This window comes from Pirellulales bacterium (assembly GCA_019636345.1).
Classification (GTDB): Bacteria; Planctomycetota; Planctomycetia; order Pirellulales; family Lacipirellulaceae.
Genome location: JAHBXQ010000005.1, coordinates 65,741 through 84,259 on the forward strand (window position 1 = coordinate 65,741; position 18,519 = coordinate 84,259).

At 66.6% G+C, this 18,519-nt stretch carries 8 protein-coding genes; 6 read left to right on the forward strand and 2 right to left on the reverse strand.

The features are described from left to right. Window positions 1–114: 114 nt before the first annotated feature. Window positions 115–1,998, reverse strand: a complete 1,884-nt coding sequence (locus KF688_13195; protein ID MBX3426628.1) for a rhamnogalacturonan lyase — start codon at window positions 1,996–1,998, stop codon at window positions 115–117. Continuing rightward, complete coding sequence (locus KF688_13200; protein ID MBX3426629.1) at window positions 1,995–4,955, reverse strand: hypothetical protein; 2,961 nt, start codon at window positions 4,953–4,955, stop codon at window positions 1,995–1,997. The genes KF688_13195 and KF688_13200 overlap by 4 nt, the downstream gene beginning before the upstream one ends. 1,002 nt (window positions 4,956–5,957) lie before the next feature. On the opposite strand from KF688_13200, the gene KF688_13205 reads away from it, so the two are divergent. The 6 genes from KF688_13205 (at window position 5,958) to KF688_13230 (ending at window position 18,503) form a co-directional block, all read left to right on the forward strand. After that, a complete protein-coding gene (locus tag KF688_13205) occupies window positions 5,958–8,600 on the forward strand; it encodes a rhamnogalacturonan lyase (protein MBX3426630.1) in 2,643 nt (880 codons plus the stop codon). Window positions 8,601–8,809: 209 nt separating this feature from the next. After that, window positions 8,810–11,773 (forward strand): hypothetical protein, encoded by a 2,964-nt coding sequence (locus KF688_13210; protein ID MBX3426631.1) that lies wholly within the window; start codon window positions 8,810–8,812, stop codon window positions 11,771–11,773. A gap of 494 nt (window positions 11,774–12,267) precedes the next feature. Further along, the gene (locus tag KF688_13215) at window positions 12,268–15,519 is read left to right on the forward strand and encodes an autotransporter-associated beta strand repeat-containing protein (protein MBX3426632.1); all 3,252 of its coding nucleotides are present in this window, start codon (window positions 12,268–12,270) and stop codon (window positions 15,517–15,519) included. A 149-nt stretch (window positions 15,520–15,668) separates the two neighbouring features. Next, complete coding sequence (locus KF688_13220; GenBank protein MBX3426633.1) at window positions 15,669–16,784, forward strand: DUF1559 domain-containing protein; 1,116 nt, start codon at window positions 15,669–15,671, stop codon at window positions 16,782–16,784. Between the two features lie 192 nt (window positions 16,785–16,976). Then, a complete protein-coding gene (locus tag KF688_13225; GenBank protein MBX3426634.1) occupies window positions 16,977–17,324 on the forward strand; it encodes a hypothetical protein in 348 nt (115 codons plus the stop codon). A 102-nt stretch (window positions 17,325–17,426) separates the two neighbouring features. Then, window positions 17,427–18,503, forward strand: a complete 1,077-nt coding sequence (locus KF688_13230) for a DUF1559 domain-containing protein (GenBank protein MBX3426635.1) — start codon at window positions 17,427–17,429, stop codon at window positions 18,501–18,503. The last annotated feature ends 16 nt before the right edge of the window (window positions 18,504–18,519 follow it).

Here is an 18,519-nt window from a genome sequence, read left to right on the forward strand (position 1 = left end):
AGACCGGAACGATTCGCGGCAGTTCGATCGGACTGGCAGGCGTCGCTGACGGCAACTTGCCGAGCAAGCCCTCGGAACTCACTGGCCGCGCAACGTACGCTGAAGCCCCCCCTCCTAATCGCCCCCGCCCTGCCGCTCCTCCAACCGCTCCGCCAGGTCGAACCCCAGGTGCGCCGGCTGGTTGTATCCGACGTTCTGCCACGCGATGCCGAGCCGGTAGACGGGGTCGTTCATGAGCGTCGTCGCCCGATGGGGCGTCGGCTCGGTCGAGACGAAGATCCGCAGTTCCGTGCCGTCGGCCGAAGGGGCGACAATCTCCTCGCGCCAATCGCCCAGCAGGTCCGCGCACAGGCAAGGGTTCGATTTCGAGCCGTTGATCGAAACGGCGCCGAACTCGCGCCCGTCGAACACGAGCTCGTCGCGTTCGCTCTCGGGGTTCCATTTGCTCACCGTGACGCCGTTGAGCAGTTCTCGCTGCGGGTCGCCGTCCCACCAGACGCCCATGTTGCACACCCGGGGCGACCGGTCGGCGATCCGCTCCCCCGAAGCGGCGAACAAACCGCGGACCCCCGCGCCGAATCCCCAGCATTCGCTGCCCGGATAGCGCGGATCGATATCGATCGCACAGGCCCGCACCACCCCGTCGCGTCCCGGGCAGGGGACGCCCCAAATGCGCTCGCCGGTGCAGGCGTCGCGCATCTCGATCCCCGCGGAACTGGGACCGTCGCCGTTCGCTTTGAAGATTTCGAGCCCGGGCCGCTCCGGAATGTGATCGGCCGCATGGAGCGCGTCGCCGTGCCCTAGCCCAGTCGCGTGGAGCCCCTGGCCGTCGTCGTCGATGACGCACGAGCCGTGAATGATCTCGTCGCGCCCGTCGCCGTCGACGTCGGCGACCGCGAGGTGGTGGTTCCCCTGCCCGCGGTAGGCGCGGTTCGACTCGTCCCCGGCGTCGCTGTCGAAGGTCCAGCGATGCGCGAGTTTGCCGTCGCGAAAGTCCCATGCCGCCACCACGGTGCGCGTGTAGTACCCGCGGACCGTGACGAGGCTGGGACGGCGTCCGTCGAGAAACGCGACGCATGCCAGGAATCGGTCGCTGCGATTGCCGTTGCGATCGCCCCACGCGGCCACGTCGCCGCGCGGGGGGATGTAGTCCGCCGTGTCGAGCGCGGCGCCCGTGCGTCCGTCGAACACCGTGAGAAACTCCGGGCCGGCAAGAATCCGTCCGACCGCGTTGACGTGGTTCGCATGCGGATCGCCGATCACGCGCCCGGCGCCGTCCACCGTGCCGTCGGCCGTCTTGCAGGCGACCTCGGCCCGCCCGTCGCCGTCGAAGTCGTAAACCATGAACTGGGTGTAGTGGGCGCCCTCGCGGATGTTGGGCCCCAAGTTGATCGCCCACAGTCGCTCGCCGGTGAGCTTGTACGCATGCAGCCAGGGCGGGGTCGTGAAGCCGTTCTGACTGTTGTCGCGGCCCACGCCGACCATGTGGACGACGATCTCGTACGCCCCGTCGCCGTCGAGATCGCCGATCGAGGCGTCCCCCGCCTGATAGCCGAAGGGGGGCCGAATCGGGATCGCCAAGTACGGAACGTCCGCCGCATCGGCAGGGAGCGCGAAGCGACCCGCGGGGATCGTCGGATTGTCCGCCCCGTCCTCCGTCCGATCAGCAGAAAGAGTTCCGGCGCCCTGCACGAGGTACTCGACCGCTTGGCCGCGGACGTCGCCGTACGTCGCGTCGACGAACCGAGTCGGTCCGGAAAGCGGCTCGGCGGTCAGGCGCACCGGGCTCCCGTCGCCGACGCGCCGGGAAACATGGAACGTCGCTCCCGCCGGATCGTCGGGGAGCAGCCGCCACAAGACGACCGCCTCGTCCCCTGTGCGCACCGCGACGACGCCCCGATCGAGTTGCTCGCGCTGACGCTCGGCGAGCGACGTCGTGCAACAGCAGGCCGCGAAGATCGCTGCCGGCAATGCCAGTGTGGGCCTGCGGGGAATCAAGGCGTCTCCTTCCCGACCACAGGCCGGATCGTCACGGGCCCCAACAGCCCCGACGGGCGCGGCTGCCAGTGCTTGGCGGTGAACAGGCCGTCGGGCCCCCGATTGGGGTTCGGCCCGCCGCGGACCTGGGCCCCCTTCGACGGGAAGTTGATGTTGTAGAACTTCTTCCACGACGCGTCGCCGGCTTGCTCCATCGCGGCGATGCGATTGGCCATCAGGTTGGCGACCTCGACCACCAACACGTTCCCATTGAGCAGCAGCATGTCTCGATCGACGACGACCCGGTAGGGCGGCGCAAAGAGCGTGCCGACGGCTCGGCCGTTGACCGTCACCGCGGCCGATTCGCGGACCTCGCCCAGGTCGAGTTCCAGGGCTGCTCCAGGCATCGGCGTATTGAATCTGGTCGTGTACCGAGCCGTCCCCGAGAAGGATTTGCCCCGATCGTCCGGCAGGTCCGTCCACGAAGCGAGCGCGTCGAGCTTCATCGCCGCCGGCTTTTCCGGTCCGCCGGCGATGAATTCCGCCTCCCAGGTCCCGACAAGAGTCTGAGGATCGCCGAGCCTGCGAGGCGGCCAGACTTGATGCCGGAGCGCCGCCGGAGGATCGAACTTGTCGAACGTTCGCAAGAGACAAGACTCGCCGGCGGCCAGCCGCAACGTCACGCCGAACTCAAACCCGTCGCCGGCTCTTTGGAGGAGCACCGCAGACGTCCGCCCGTTCGCAGGATCGAGCCGGACGACGCGGCCCCGTCGAGCCAACGCAACGGCCCCGTCGAACTCCTGCTCGTTGGAATTGACGATGAAATAAATGCAACCGTCCTCCAACCGGCGCCGCGTGAATTGCAGCCCTGCGACGGCCAGCGGTTCGCCGGCGACGGCGTGCTTGGTCAACGCGACTACGGCGTCATCGAGGATCAGCCGACCGGCGCCGAACGAGATCGGCGCCCCCATCCGCAGCCCCGCTTCGCCCGCCGCGGAATTGAAGCGGCCGATCAGTTCGTCGAACACCACTTGCCGCTTGGCCAGATCGCCCAGCCCCGGCGGCCCGCTCGGCAGCGCCTCGCCTTCGAACACGACCATGGCGCCCTGCTCGGCCAGCGTCGCCAGCTTCTCCAGCGTCGCGATCGGCAAGGCCCGGCACGGGGGGACGACGATCGCCTGATACGCGATCCCGCCCGTCTGCAGCTTGCCCCCCTCGACCGCGACGTTCTCAAGCTGCCGATCCGAGACGAAGTCGAGCAGGTAGCCCCCGGCAAGCAACCGCTCGGCGCACTGGCGAGCCGCGTTGCCCTGCATCGAGCCGTCGAAGTGAACCAGTCGCGTGCGGCCTCGCTGCGACCATTGGTCGTGAATCGGGTAGTAGACCAGCACGTCGCTGTCGGGCTTGCCGGCCTGCAGCAACGACTGGCAACGGGTCACGTACTCGTTGAGGGCGTGGAAGTGGGGCCACCACGAGTTCGTCGTGCCATAATGACCGCTGGCGTAAAACAACCATCCTGGCCATGGGGCGTCGGTCGGGGTGTACGGCGTGCCGTGGTAGCACACGTGGTTGATCCCGCCCAGAAAGTACCGGTCGACCCACCGCTTTGTGTCGGCCAGGGTCTCGACGAAGTGCTCGTCGATCCAAGTGCACGCCTCCGCCGACGCGAGCGGCTTGCCCGTGACGTGCGCCGCCGACGCGGCGGTCAGGAACTTGATGCGGTCCTCCCCCTCGGTCTCCGGGATGTCGGACGCGGCATACAGATCGAGCAAATTCGCCGGCGAGCCGTGGGCCTGATTGCGAATAATCGCCCCGTGCGATCGGGCCCACTCGGCCCACGGCTCGGTGAACTCGTCCAACAGCAAGTCCGAGATCGTCTCGCGAAAGTCGCACAAGACTCGTGCCGACCGGTCGGGTTCCCCCTCCCCGGTCAGCGCGGGAAGCTCTTCGCGGAGATCGTACCCTCGGCGCCGCTCAAACTGGGCGAAGAACTCCGGCGTCCAATCCGACTCGCCCGAGGCGTCGTCGACCTCGTACGAGTCGTTGAAGAACCCCCGCAGCGTTGCGATCTCGCGGTCGGCGAACGCCGCGTCGAACTTCTTGAGATAGGCCGTCAGGGCGTCGCGGGAGAAGTGGTCGATGACGTCCCCCTCGCCGCCGGGGCCGGCCCGTTCCACGAGTTTGCCGTGCCAGCCCATGAACGCCGCGTACAACGTCCACTCGCCCGGAGGGGCCGTCCAGTCGAGCGTCCCGTCGGCGCCGACGCGGTCGGCAAGTTGCAGCGTCTCGCCCGACTTCGACACGGCCGCCAGCGCCGCCAGCGGCAGGGGCCGGGGGAAGCGAACTTGTTCCAATGCCAGACCCTGCAGGTCGTCGTTGTCGCGGAGCGGCTGGTTGAGCTCGTCGATTCGCAGCCGGCGCCCGATCGCCCGAACCATCGGGGCCTGGGTGAATTGCACCGGCGCGGCGAGCCGCTCGCCCCCGGCGACGCGCCAGGTCTCGATCACAAGATTGCGACAGGCCGCGTCCGGTTCGACCCACGGTCCGCCGAACGGCCAGCCGTTGCCAGTGGCCATGTCGACCCCCAGTCCGAGCCGCTCCGCCTCGTCAAGCGTGTGCTCGAGCGCCGACATCCACTCGGGGGCAAGATAGTCGAGAAACCGGTTCTCCGTCCCCCGCACGCCGTAGATGGGGGTGATCTCGACTCCGCCGACGCCCGCCGCGGCGTACGCTTCGAGTTGGCGCGTGAGATTGCCCGCGTCGACCGCGCTGCCATGCCACCACCAGCGGGTCCAGGGCTTCGTCTCCCGGGTGACTGCGGGCCAAAACGAATTGGGAGACTCGGCTCCCTGCTCCGCGGCTGCGGCATCCCGCAGGCCAACGAGGGGGACGTCCAGCACGGAACCCGCAACGATCAGCAAGATCAGCGATTGCCAAAGCGTACGGAACAAATCGACGAGCAGCGAAGTGAGTTTCACGACGGCGAACTTTCCAAATCCAGAGGAGCGGCATACCGAGGGCCCTGCGGCAAACGCATTATCACGGGGAAGAGTCGGAACAATCAAACCGTCTCGTCGACAGAAATCGCCTGGGTGATCGGCGCTACGCTGGGCGCCGAGCGAGCCGGGGCGGACGACCGAGTCGCTGCGTCGGGGGAGAGTCGGCAGCCCTTCGTGAAACGCGCGCAGGGGGCCGCCCGCGGCGACGCCCGACCCCATGGCCCGGCGGTCGCAATCCTTGGTCGAAAAACCGCACGACGCGCGCCAATCTCTGCGGAAAACGGGCCTTTGTTGGTAGTCTGGAGAGACGCCTGGCGCGTGGGCCGGCTCGTCTCCTGCGTTCGACTCATTCCTCTCCCTTGCGTTGGCTCGGTCGCCGCGGCGATCGACGCCCGAGTTCGCAGTCGATCGAGTCCCCGCGCGCTTTCTGCTGCCGCTCGCCGAGCACGACGTCCGGAACCGTCGTCGCCGCGTCGCTCGCCTCGTACTTTCGTGGACTGAATGAAGAAGAAGCCCGCCTCGCATCGTCCCCTGCGCTTCGAGCCGCTGGAAGCACGCCAACTTCTGACCACGGTTTCGCTGGTCGCCAGCGCCGACACCTTCCTCCGCAGCGGCCAAAACAACGGCGCGGCAACCGTGCTCGATTCGCGGTTCAGCTTCGTCCCCTACATCCAGTTCGATCTGTCGACGCTCAACATCGACGAGATCAGCGCGGCGACGCTCACGGTCTCCAAGGTCGCCAGCGCGCGGAACGACTCAATCAACGGCGGCCGCTTCGCCGTTTACGGTCTGGCCGACGTCGCGGGCAACACGCCGCAGAATTGGAGCGAAGCGACGCTCGTCGCGGGGATGAACTCGGGCGCCGAGTGGGTCGACGACGCCGCCCTCAACGGCATCGACCGCTCGCGGCTGGTCAGCCTCGACGCCGAGGACGGCGCCAACGTCACCGAGATCATCGTCAACGGGACCGACGTCCCGCAGATGCTCACGGGACCCGATCTGATCGCGTTTCTGAATTCGCGGGTCGACGACAACGGGCTGGCGACGTTCGTCATTCCCGTCGAGGCGACCGGCGGCCTCGGCTACGGTCTTGCGAGCAAGGAGCACGCCAACGAAATCTTGCGCCCCAAGCTGGAACTGACCTTCACGGAAAAAGCCGAAGACCCCGAGAATCCGCCGCCCCCCGTCGCGACTCCTCCCCGGCAGGTCGAGGCGCTCGACCGGGGCATGGTCGCGGTCCGCCGCGCAACCTCGCAGGTCTATGTCGGCTGGCGCATGCTGGCGACCGACCCGGCCGACGTCGCGTTCAACCTCTATCGCTCGGCCAACGGCGGCGCCCCGGTCAAGCTCAATGCGACTCCGCTCGTGCAGACGACCGACTTCGTCGACACGACCGCCTCGCTCTCGGCGACGAACACGTACTTCGTCCGGCCGGTGATCGCCGGCGTCGAGCTGGCCGCGAACGGTTCGCACACGCTGCCGGCCAACTCGCCCGTGCAGCAATTCCTCAACGTGCCCCTGCAGATTCCCGCGGGAGGGACGACCCCCGACGGCGTCGAGTACACATACAACGCCAACGACGCCAGCGTCGGCGATCTCGACGGCGACGGCCAATACGAAATCATCCTCAAGTGGGACCCGTCGAACTCCAAGGACAACTCCCAGTCGGGCTACACCGGCAACGTCTACATCGACGCGTACAAGCTGGACGGGACCCTGATGTGGCGGATCGATCTGGGGCGGAACATTCGCGCCGGGGCTCACTACACGCAGTTGCTCGTCTACGACTTCGACGGCGACGGCAAGGCCGAGGTCGTCATGAAGACCGCCCCCGGCACGATCGACGGCCAAGGAAACGACGTGCTGCTCGCCGGCCACTCGGCCAGCGCCGACTACCGCAACTCCAGCGGCTACATTCTCAGCGGTCCCGAGTATCTCACGGTCTTCAACGGCGAGACCGGCGCCGCGATGGCCACCGTCCCCTTTGAGCCGGCCCGGGGCTCCGCCTCGCAGTGGGGCGACACGTACGGCAACCGGGTCGATCGGTTCACCGCCGGGGTCGCCTACCTGGACGGCGAGCAGCCGAGCATCGTCTTCGGCCGCGGATACTACGGTCCGCAATCCAGCGGCGGGCAGGCCCGCAACGAAGTGACCGCCTACGACTTCCGCGACGGGCAGCTCACGCTGCGCTGGCACTTCAAGGCCGGCTACAACATCAACGGCAACATCAACGGCGAGTACGTCAGCCAGGGCGCCCACTCGCTGACCATCGGCGACGTCGACGGCGACGGGAAGGACGAGATCGTCTACGGCGCCGCGGTGATCAATCACGACGGGACGGGCCTGTACTCGACGACCTGGGGGCACGGCGACGCGCTGCACATGTCGGACATGGACCCGTCGCGCCCCGGGCTGGAGATCTTCATGGTCCACGAGAGCCCGGGCAGCTACCAGGGCAACGGAGCCACGTTCCGCGACGCCGCGACGGGCGAACTGATCTTCGGCATCCCGGCCACCAACGACGTCGGGCGCGGCGTGGCGGCCGACATCGATCCCAACTCGCCCGGCTACGAAATGTGGGCGACGACCAGCGATCCCGACGGCGGGCCACGCTACGTCTACAGCGCCTCGGGACAGCAGCTGTATCAGACCCCGAGCAACATGTTCTACAACTTCCTGGTCTGGTGGGACGCCGATCTGTCGCGAGAGTTGCTCGACGGCACGACGATTTCGAAGTGGAACAGCCCCGGGCGGTCGAATTTCGACCTCGACCCGGCAACGGGCGGCACGCAGCAGTTCGCCCCGAACGCCGCGTCGAACAACGGCACCAAGAGCACCCCCGCCCTGGTGGCCGACATCCTGGGCGATTGGCGCGAGGAAGTGGTCTGGCGCCGCGGCGACAACACGGCGCTGATGATCTTCACGACCGTCATTCCGTCGACGACCCGCCTGACGACGCTGATGCACGACACGCAGTACCGCACGGCGATCGCTTGGCAGAACGGCGGGTACAACCAGCCCCCCCATCCCAGCTTTTTCCTGGGGACCGGCATGGCCCCGCCCCCCACGCCGAACATCTACGCCGCCGCGGCGAATCCCCTGCTGGCGGCCGACTTCAACCAGGACGGCGCCGTCGACGGAGCGGACCTTGGCGCCTGGGGACAGACCTACGGCATGACGACCACGCACGGCTTCCTGCCGGGCGACGCCGACGGCGATCAGGTCGTCACGGGGTCCGACTTCCTGGCGTGGCAGCGCAGTTTCGGACAATCGAGCGTCGCGGCGGCGGTCGCCTCCGCGACGGCGCCGCCCGCGCTGGTCGATGAAGCATTCGCCACGCTGGCCGGCGACGGCCTCCCCGGCAGCGCCGACGACGAGGCGACCGAGGCCGAGCTTGCCGGAGACTTGATCGCCGTCGCTGCGGCGTACGACGACGGCTCGTCCGGCGACGAATCCGCGGACGAGGAAGCTGCCCGCCGCCGCCGGAGAAGCGACGTCGGCGTCTCCACGCTCCGCGCCGGTCGACTCCGCTGCGAATCGCCGGACGCCGACTCCGAGGAGTTCCAAAGTGCGGGAGTCGCGGGCAATTTCAGGTCGTTCGTTTCAACTGGGCGTCACCAATGAAGACAACTCCCGTCTCCTTGTTCGGGAGACAGCCCAAGCGGCATCGGCCGGCGGATCGTCGGCCGCGGATCGAGTCGCTCGAAAGTCGCTGTCTGCTGAGCGCCGTCACGCTGTTGCCGACGGCCGACACGTACACCCGCGCCGGGGTCAACGCCGGCTCGGCCACGACGCTCGAAACCCGCGACCTCAACGGCGCGGGAGGCGACTACATGGCCTACCTGCGGTTCGATCTCTCGGGGGTCGATCTCACGGGAATCACCAACGCCTACTTCAATCTGCAAAAAGTCGGCGGGGCGATCATCAACTCCGACCGCTTCGACGTGTTCGGGCTCGCCGACCTCCCCGGAAACACGCCGCAGAATTGGAACGAAGCGACGCTGGCGAATTCCGGCTTGGGGCTCGAGTACACGACCACCGGCGGCAACTACCTCGACACGACGCGCGTGGTCAACCTCAGCAGCGAGGGGATCGGCGGAGCCGACGTCATCGAGCAGGTCACATCAAGCGGCAAGTCGCAGTTTCTGTTCGGCGTCGATCTGGTGAACTTCCTCAAGGACCGCCAAGCCGCCGGCGGGCTGGCGACCCTGATCGTGCTGGTCGACGCCGGCGCCAATCGGGATCTCGTCTACGGTTCGCGCGAGAACCCCGACCCGAGTCTGCGGCCGACCCTGCGCCTGGAATTCCTCCCCCCGTCGCCGGAGACGCCGGTCGTGCTGCCGCGACAGGTCGACTATCTCGACCGCGGGCTGATCGCCCTCCGCCGCGCCGGCAACCAGGTCTACCTCGGTTGGCGGATGCTGGGTACGGACCCGACCGACGTCAGCTTCAACGTCTACCGCTCGGCCAACGGCGGCGCGGCGGTGAAGCTCAACGCGACGCCGATCACGAACTCGACGAACTACGTCGACACGACCTTCAACGCCGCGGCGACCAACGCTTACTTCGTCCGACCGATCCTCGGCGGAGTCGAACAGCCCCCCAGCGAGACGTTCACGCTTGTCGCGAACGCGCCGACACGGCAGTACCTGAATCTGCCGCTGCAAATTCCCCCCGGCGGCCAGCAGCCTGATGCGGCCAACCCCGGGCAGTTCGTCAACTACTCCTACACGGCCAACGACGCCAGCGTCGGCGACCTGGACGGCGACGGACAGTACGAAATCATCCTCAAGTGGATGCCCACGAACGAAGCCCACGCCGGAGTCGCGGGGTTCTCCGGCCCGATGATCTTCGACGCCTACAAGCTCGACGGCACGCTCTTGTGGCGGATTAACCTGGGGGTCAACATCCGCGCGGCGCCGCAGTACAGCCCCTTTCTCGTCTACGACTTCGACGGCGACGGCAAGGCCGAGTTCGTCTCGCGCACCATGCCGGGGACGATCGACGGCCTCGGCGTCCCCGTCATCCTGCCGGGCGACGATCCGAACGCCGACTACCGCAACAGTTCGGGCCGAATTCTCACGGGCCCCGAGTACCTCACCGTCTTCAACGGCGAGACCGGCGCCGCGATGGCGACGATCCCGTTCTTGCCCGATCGGCAGAACATCGCCTCGTGGGGAGACGACTACGGCCATCGGGGCGAGAGCCTGTCGATGACGCCGGCGTACCTCGACGGCTCGCGTCCCAGCATCGTCGTCGGGCGCGGGATCTACGGACCGTTCAATCAGAACTTCGCCGCTCGCAACGAACTGGCCGCCTGGGATTGGCGCGACGGTCAGTTGATCCCGGTGTGGCACTTCCAGGCCGACGTCGGGATCAACGACGTCAACAGCGAATTCATCGGCCAAGGGACCCATGGCATTTCGGTCGCCGACGTCGACGGCGACGGGCGCGACGAAATCGTCTTCGGCGCCATGGTCGTCGACCACGACGGGACGGGGCTCTACTCGACCGGCCGCGGGCACGGCGACGCCCTGCACGTTTCCGACATGGACCTGTCGAATCCGGGGCTGGAAATCTTCATGCCGCACGAGAGCACCTCGATCGGCAATCATACGGCCTCGACCCTTCGCGACGCGGCGACCGGGCGGATCCTGGCGGCGCCGTTGGTGTCGCCGGCCGACGTGGCGGCGGGCAATTTTCCCGACGTCGGCCGCGGCGCGGCGATGGACATCGACCCCAACCACCCGGGGTACGAATTCTGGAACAGCTACAGCCCGAGCATTTACAACGCCCAAGGCGTGCCGATCTACGCCAAGCCGGCGAACATGCACACGAATTTCGGCGTGTGGTGGGACGCCGACCTGCTGCGCGAGACGCTCGACGGCACGACGATCGGCGACTGGAACTACACGACCGCCGGGCGGACGAACCTCGTCTCGTTCGCCAACAGCGGCATCAACAACACCTCGGCCCTGTCGTCGAACAACGGCACCAAGGCCACCCCGGCGTTTTCGGGCGACATCCTGGGCGATTGGCGCGAGGAGGTCATTTGGCGCACCAGCGACAACACGGCTCTGCAGATCTGGTCGACCACCATCGTCACGACCGAGAAGCTGTACACGCTGGCGCACGACACGCAGTACCGCTCGGCGCTGGCCTGGCAGAACGTGGGGTACAACCAGCCGCCCCACCCGAGCTTTTTTCTGGGGGCGGGAATGGCGCCCCAGTCGGCCCCGCTGGTCTACATGCCAACCCCCAACGGCCCCGCTGCGGGCGATTTCAACGGCGACGCTGCGGTCGACGGGGACGATTTGGCCCTCTGGTCGGCGTTCTACGGCCAAGCCGGCGGGGGCGTTCAACCTGCCGACGCCGATGGGGACGGCTTGGTCGCCGGAGGGGACTTCCTCGCCTGGCAGCGGGGATTCGGCACGAATCTGGCCGTGCCGGCCGTCGTCGCAGCCGCCAGCCCGGCGACGATCGACGAGCCGCTCGCCGCTCCGACGCTGGCGAGTTTGGCCCTGGAAGCTGAATTGCAAATCGGCCGCGGCGAGGCCGACGGGCCCCGCTCTACGAAAAATGCGCCCCTCAGCGACCGGTTCGCCAACCAGCCGGGCCAACCCCTTGGCCCCGGCCGCCGTGAAGCGCTCGCTGTCATTGACGACGCATGCGAAGAGCACCGCCGGCACTGGCCGACGACCGGTCGCCCGGACGCTCATGATCGAACTGATCCCGAGTCGCTGGATTTCGTTTTTCAGGAGATTGAAGAACTGAAAAGGGCGTTTCGCGAGCGCTGACACGAGCCTGCAGAAAATGCGTGACGAAACATCGCGATTACGCACGACGCCGTGACAGATTTTGCGCGGATATGCCAGGCTCGCGCGGGGCAGGAACGACACAGGTCCGATTTCACGCAAGGCCCGGTCGATTAGACGCAAGTCGCTCAAATCTATTGACTTACGAATTCGTTTCAATACAGTAAACTCCAGTTTGAGTGCGCGGCTTATAGCAGTCGCAACGCAAAAACGGGGCAGCGGCGACCGTCGTTCCGCCTGATCGAGTAACGACAACCAAGCGCCGTTCTCGGCGCCTTTTCCCCTTCTCAGTTCGCAACTTTTTCCCACGGTGCGTTTGCAACGATCGGGCCTTGTCATCAAGGCCTGAACTCATGCGAATCGTCCGCGCCGCGACTTCGCGGCCAACAAGTCGCCACGCCCCCCCGTCGAGCGACCGGTCACTGATCGGTTCGTCGCCCCTATCGTCGCTTACTTCGAGCCGGGAGCCTCACTTCATGCGATCACACCAACGTCTCCGAATCGTCCTGTCGATGTCGGCAATCTTGCTGACGGTCCACGCCAGTCTCGCAACCGCCGCCACGTGGACGACCAACGGCGGCGGCAACTACGCCGACTCCGGCAACTGGAGCGGGGGAGTTCCGAACGCCGCCGGCGCCATTGCCGATTTCAGCACGCTCAACTTCAACGGGGACAATTCCGTCACGCTCGACGGGTTGAGCCCGACCCTCGGCTCGCTGCTGTTCGGAGATACGGACAACGCCGGAAGCCCGACCAGTTGGGAACTTCGCACAAACGACGATCCGTTGCCGACGATCACGCTCGACAACAACGCCAGCAGCCCGGTGATCACCGTCAACCCGCTCGGCCCGACCGGCGGCGGCTTCGACGATGCTTACATCGGCGTCCAACTGGCGGGGACGAACGGGTTCACGAAGAACGGCGCCGGGACATTGACCATCGGCGCCCCGGCCGCGGGCCTCACGGGCCCGATCCTGTTGAACGCCGGTACTTTGCGGATTCGGGACGCCGGAACCTACGCCGGCGGCACGGCGCCGATCACGATGGCCAACGGCACGACACTGGAATCCGGGATCAACGGGTTCTTCTTCACCGGCGTCTCGCTCGCCAGCGGCGCCAACGCAACGATCAAACTGCTCGGCAACAGCGGTACCGTACAGCATGTCTCGAGCCCAGGGGCCGGCGAGACGCTCAATCTGGAATTCGCCGGCACTGGCGTCTATACGGCCCAGGGCAACGGTTGGTCGACCGGCACGTTGGCCAACGTCAACGTGACGGGGCTCAGCGAAGCGGGCCCCAGCCAATTCCGGCTGCGGATCAATCGTCCCGCTCCGGAGAACTTCAATGCCAACGCATTTGAGGCCGCAAACGTCAACCTCGTCAATGCGCGGGTGTTCGCAGTCACCAATAGCCAGGGGAACAACGTTCCGATGGCCTCGCTGACCGGGGACGCGACGTCGGTTCTCGCCGGCGGAAACAGCGGCACGGCCGTCCGCTACATCATCGGCAGCAACAATCAAAGCACGACCTTCGCCGGCACCATCGACGGGCTCGGCGGGCTGTCAATTGACAAGGTGGGCACGGGTACGCTCACCCTGTCGGGCGGCGTCAACGAAACGAATTCTCCCGTCCTGTCGCAACCCACGACGAACTTCGCCCGCGAAGCGGGGGTGATTCGCGTTTCGTCCGGCACACTGGCCACCAGCGGAACGTTCGACCACTTCAAGGGGGGGCAGACGACGTATAAGACCACCGTCAACGTCCTGCCGGGAGCCGTGCTCGACGTCTCCGGCTCGACCAATACGTTCTACTCCGAGCCCTTGCAGCAATTCACCGGGGCGGGAACGATCCGCGGCGCGTTCAACCATCAGGCCGGGTTCATCAATCCGGCGGACGTCAGCATTGCGGGGACCAGCAACACCAACAACGTCGGCGGCGGGGCGATTACGGGCCTCACCAACAATCTGCAGCCGACCGCAGGCACGATCACCTTCGACGGCAATCTCAGCTTCAACGGCGGGACGATCGTCTATGACATGAACGCCACTCCCGGCGGCGACGACCTGATCGCCGTGACCGGGACGACCAACCTGGGGAGCGGCGGCACGATTCAGCCGAACTTCCTCGCCGGCGCTCCCGCCCCGGGACTGACCTACACGGTGCTCAACTCGGCCGGCGGCTTCAGCGGCAGCACGACCGGCTGGAACGTCGCTTGGTTCGGTCGCGGCACGGCCCCGACCGTGGTCACGAACGGCAACCTGCTGCAATTCACCACGACTGCCGTCGGGGCCGTCGGCGACGTGATCTGGACTGGCGCCAACAGCGCCAACTGGGACATTCAAACGACCCAAAACTGGACTCTCGGCGGTTCCCCCAACACCTACTTCGAGGGGGACAACGTCACGTTCAACGACACGGGCGCCAACACCGCCGTGAACGTCGCGGCTGCCGTGGCCCCCAGTTCGGTGCTCGTCAACGCCTCGACGAACAGCTACTCGTTCTCCGGTAGCCCGATCGTCGGAACCGGCGGACTCATCAAGCGAGGTTCGAGCACGTTGACGCTCAACTCGACCAACGGGTTCAGCGGCGCCGCGGTCATCGAGGCCGGAGCGGTCGTCTCCAACGCCGCGGGAGCCGTGGGAACGGGCGTTCTGGAACTGCAAACCAATACGACCCTGACTCGCACCAATTCGCTGGCGAACACCGCCGTCAACATCAACGGCACGGGAGTCGTGATCAACGACAACGGTTCGACGACCGACTTCGGCTTCCCGGCTCTGACCGGCTCGGGGAGCGTCACCTACACCCATGATCAACCGACTGCCACCAAGACCGTCTCGATGAACGCCTCGAACACGTTCTCCGGAACGATCACGTTCGCGGCGCAAGATCCGGGCAGCTTCATCGCCATCCGGGCCGGCGGCGCCAACAACGACTTTCCCAACGCCGTCGTCAACATGACCCGGACCTCGTTCGCCAATCGCAACGGCGGGTCGGGCTTGGCCGTGTTCAGCTTCGGCGAACTGCACGGCGACGCCGACAGCAGCTTCGCGGGCTTCGGCGGCGGTTCGACCGCAGTCCCCAACGCCCAGTTTGAGATCGGCGGGTTGAACACCAACTCCGACTTCGCCGGCACGATCTCCGACGGCACGGGCGGCGGCGGGGCGGTGGCCGTTTCCAGCGTCCGTAAGATCGGCACGGGAACGCTGGTCCTGTCCGGCGCCAACACCTACACCGGCGACACGATCGTCGACGGCGGCACGCTTAGCATCTCGCAGCCGTATCTCAACGGCGGCGCCGACGTGTACATCGCCACGGGCGCCGTACTGGATCTCAACTTTGGCGGGACCAACTTCATCGACTCGCTGTTCCTCGCCGGCGTGTCGCAGGCGATCGGCACCTACGGCGCCATCGGTTCCGGGGCGACGTTCCAAAGTTCGTTCTTCACGGGCACAGGCCTCCTGCAAGTGCAGACCGTGTTCACCCAACCGGGCGACTTTGACAACGACAGCGACGTGGACGGGGCGGACTTCCTGGCTTGGCAGCGCGGATTCCCCGGCACGTTCGACGCGACCGATCTGGCCGATTGGCAAGCCAATTACGGCGTCGGCGTCCCCGCCGTCGCGGCGGCGGGAGGGGCCGTAGCCGGCGTCCCCGAACCGGGCGCCATGCTGTTGGCCGCCGTCGGCGGGTTGGCTTGCCTGATCGTTCGCAAGCGATCGGCGTGAGCGTCCGACGCGAGTCGGACAAAGTGAAAAGGCGGCGACGCGCTGCGGCCAACCCTTGGGGGCAAGGGTTGGTCGCAGCCGTTAGGCCTCCGGCAAATCGACCAGTGGCGGCTGCTCAAATCCCCGTCCCCGCCGTAACACCAGAGTGCATGATGCGTCGCCCTCCCCGAGTGCCGTTCGTCGCTTCCGATGTCCCCGCCGTCCGGGGACGCAGTCCGCGGACGCCGTCGCCGGCCAATTCTCATCGAGCCTTCACGCTCGTCGAACTCTTGGTCGTGATCGCCATCATCGGCGTCTTGGTGGCGCTGCTGTTGCCGGCAATCCAGGCCGCTCGCGAAGCCGCTCGGCGAACCGACTGCATCAACCGCATGCGGCAGATCGGCATCGCCGCGATGAATTATCACGACGCCAACCGCAAGATGGTTCCTCACTCGACTGTGCCGACCCATCTGAGCAGTCAGGCCCGGTTGCTCCCCTACATGGAGAACAAGGCGGTCCATAACCTCGTCAACCAGACCACGCACTGGCGCGACGTGAGCAATCGCGAAGCATTGCTCACTCCGGTCGAGTTCTTCCGCTGCCCCAGTCAGGCTTCCATGGAATGGACCGACATGGGCCACCTGAGTTGGTGGACCGCCGGCCCCAAGGAGGACAACCTGCGGTGCCATTACGTAGGCAATCTCGGCGCTCGCCCCGGGCCCGCTGACCCCGGCATCAACAACTCCAACGGCTGCCCAGCAGCCGGCGGGGGACGCGGCGGCGGAACCTTCACCTACCCGCAGAGCACCTATTACCAACAATCCTGCGATCTCGACGGCAACCCCAGCGGCAGCTCCGGCGGCGTCGCCACTAACGGCGTCATCTTCCCCAACAGCAACATCGACTTCCGCAACGTCACCGACGGCACGGCCCAGACGATTATGTACGGCGAGTGCTCGTGGGTCGTCGGCCTGCAGTATCCGTGGATCGTCGGCGCCGTCTCGTGGGGAGGCACGTCCGACAGCGCCTACGGCTGGGTCCACAATGCCAAGAACATCTACCACCCGATCAACTCGAAGGCGTTCACCGCCGACCCGACCAGTTCGGCTTGGACGCCGGTGGCCAACGTCACCAACGTCAGCCTCGGCAGCATGCACCCGGGGGGTACGCACGTGCTGATGTGCGACGCGTCGGCCCATTTTCTGAGCGAAAGCATCGACCTGGAGGGAGTCTACCGACCGCTGGCCAGTCGCGACTCCGGGGAAGTCGTCAGCGGGGCGTTCTGACCGACTTCTTAACGCCGGTTGTCGCCTGCGACCCTCCAGCCGCTGGAATTGAGACTCGAGCCCATGTCGCTTCGCCTTCTCCCTCGCTCCCGACGACCGCGCAACTCTGTTTCGCCGGCCTGCCTCGGGCTGGTCGCGCTCGCCCTCGGAGCCTCCGCGGGCTGTTCCGGCTCAGACGCCAAGTTGGCTCCAGTGACCGGCGTCGTGCGATTGGACGGCAAGCCCCTCGCCTCCGGTTTGGTCACGTCCTGGCCTGCCGGCGGTCGCAGCGCCTCGGGATGGATTCAAAGCGACGGAACCTTCAAGCTGGGTACGTTCGGCGAGGGGGACGGCGCCTTGATCGGCACGCACCGGCTCACGGTGACCGGCGCCTCGCAGACCGCGTCGGGACCGCCCGACTATGACAACGATCGGCCGGCGGCGCAATCTCGGAACACGCTCATCCCCGCGAAGTATTCCAACCCGGATTCGTCCGGACTGTCGGTCGAGGTGAAGTCGGGCGTCAAAAACGTCGCCGAGCTAGAGCTCGCAACGAAGTAGCCGCACCCGGCGTCGCCGCAGCGTTTCAATCCCCGCAACAGCGCCGACTTCGCGCGCCCGCGCCGGCAAGTGCCGCAATTCGGATCTAAAGGAGCGAGGACGATGCCCGTCGCAGCAGCAATTCCGGCGGCCCGGCGCCGACGGTCGGGTTTCACGCTTGTCGAACTGCTTGTCGTGATCGCCATCATCGGGGTGCTCGTGGCCCTGCTGCTGCCGGCCATTCAAGCGGCCCGCGAAGCGGCGCGGAGAACGGACTGCATCAATCGCCTGCGGCAATCGTTGCTGGCGGCGCTCAACTACGAATCGGCGATCGGCAAGATCGTCACGCACGGCGACGTGTACGTGGTGAACAACGCGCCGGCCGGCGCGCTGAGCAGCCAGGCTCGTCTGCTCCCCTACATGGAGAACAAGGCGGTTCACGATCTGGTGAACCAGAACGCCCATTGGCGTGACAACTCGAATCGCCTCGCCCGCTTCACGCCCCTGCCGTTCTTGCGATGCCCCAGCGGCAAGGATCTGGAGCTCACGGAAGTCGACGCCGGCATGAACGCCACGCTTCCGCCGGAGTTGAACGCCCTCCGCTGTCACTACGTGGGCAACATGGGCGCCCGGCCCGGTCCCCGCGAGGACGGAACCTCCTCGGGCTGCAATCCCCCAGGCGGCGGGCGCGGCGGCGGAACGTGGCCCTACCCGGCCAGCACCTACTATCAGGCTTCCTGCGCCGATCCCCCCGGCACGTCGTCGGGAGGGGTCGCGATCAACGGCGTCATCTACCCCCTCAGCAAGTTGCGCATGGGCGCCATTTCGGACGGAACCTCGAACACGATCATGTACGGCGAGATGTCCTGGGACGTCGGTCCTCAGCAACCATGGATCGTCGGCAGCACCTCCCTCGACGGTTCGGACTGGGTGGGCGGGTCGCTCGGCTTCGTCTACAACGCCAAGAACGTCCGTTACGCCGTCAACGGCAAGCGCCCGATCGAGGACGACGGCTCGGCGACGCTCGACCCTCCCGCTCCGTTGCTTACCGACATCAGCTTCGGCAGCTATCATCCCGGCGGCGCCCATGTCGGCATGTGCGACGGCTCGGCGGAGTTCGTCAGCGAGGACGCCGATCTCGAAGCCGTGCTCAAGCCGATGGCCAGCCGTTCCTCGGGCGACATCTTCGAACGGCAATAATCGGCAATTCGGTCCC

What these genes read in the sequence shown, in the direction of transcription:
- KF688_13205 (MBX3426630.1), top strand. Translation starts at nt 5,958, where the DNA reads ATGCTCACGGGACCCGATCTGATCGCGTTTCTGAATTCGCGGGTCGAC.
- KF688_13210 (MBX3426631.1), top strand. Translation starts at nt 8,810, where the DNA reads ATGGCCTACCTGCGGTTCGATCTCTCGGGGGTCGATCTCACGGGAATC.
- KF688_13215 (MBX3426632.1), top strand. Translation starts at nt 12,268, where the DNA reads ATGCGATCACACCAACGTCTCCGAATCGTCCTGTCGATGTCGGCAATC.
- KF688_13220 (MBX3426633.1), top strand. Translation starts at nt 15,669, where the DNA reads ATGATGCGTCGCCCTCCCCGAGTGCCGTTCGTCGCTTCCGATGTCCCC.
- KF688_13230 (MBX3426635.1), top strand. Translation starts at nt 17,427, where the DNA reads ATGCCCGTCGCAGCAGCAATTCCGGCGGCCCGGCGCCGACGGTCGGGT.